The 514-nt window shown below is 67.1% G+C and carries 1 protein-coding gene and 1 pseudogene; one reads left to right on the top strand and one right to left on the bottom strand.

Going from position 1 to position 514, the window contains the following annotated elements; translation table 11 throughout:
* Positions 1-79: 79 nt before the first annotated feature.
* Positions 80-172: pseudogene (locus I5G_RS27290) on the top strand (hypothetical protein); the annotation flags it as partial.
* A 53-nt stretch (positions 173-225) separates the two neighbouring features.
* On the opposite strand, the gene I5G_RS26450 reads toward I5G_RS27290, so the two are convergent.
* Positions 226-514 (bottom strand): hypothetical protein (locus I5G_RS26450; protein ID WP_239642525.1); only part of this gene is annotated, 289 nt, incomplete at its 5' end.

A 514-nucleotide genomic window follows, 5' to 3' on the forward strand; every position in this document is an offset into this window, starting at 1 on the left:
TCGGAAGCGGCAACCTCTCGCGTTCGTCGAGGTGCTCTGCCACCCGGCCGGCCTCGGCGAGACCGTCGACGCACTGACGGTGATCCCCGAGGTGTTCAGCGTGCACGGCACCTCGGGTGACCGGCAGGTCTACGTCACGGTGGGCGCGGCCTCTCTCGCGGAGATCGATCGGTGCGTACGCTCGCACATCGCCACCGCACCCGGTGTCACGACGACACGCGCGCACTACGTGCGGCGGGTCTTCCAAGAGGGCGGGCAATGGCGCCTCGGGTTCGCCTCGGCGAACGTGAGGAAGTCCCGCGTGCGGGTCGACTGCCAGCGCGTGTCACCGTTGCCGGCGATCTTCGCCTGCGGGTAGACCTCCTTGATGGCCTGATAGACGGCCTTCCAGTCCTGGAGGTAGGTGTCCTTCATCGTTCCCCAGTCGGCGTACCAGTTGCCGCCGTCGGGTTCGTTGAAGGGGGTGAAGACGTACTTCTCCGGGTGGTCGGACTCGTCGACCACGCTCTTGACG

Origin of the sequence: Microbacterium sp. B19 (assembly GCF_000333395.1) — a bacterium.
Lineage (GTDB): Bacteria > Actinomycetota > Actinomycetes > Actinomycetales > Microbacteriaceae > Microbacterium.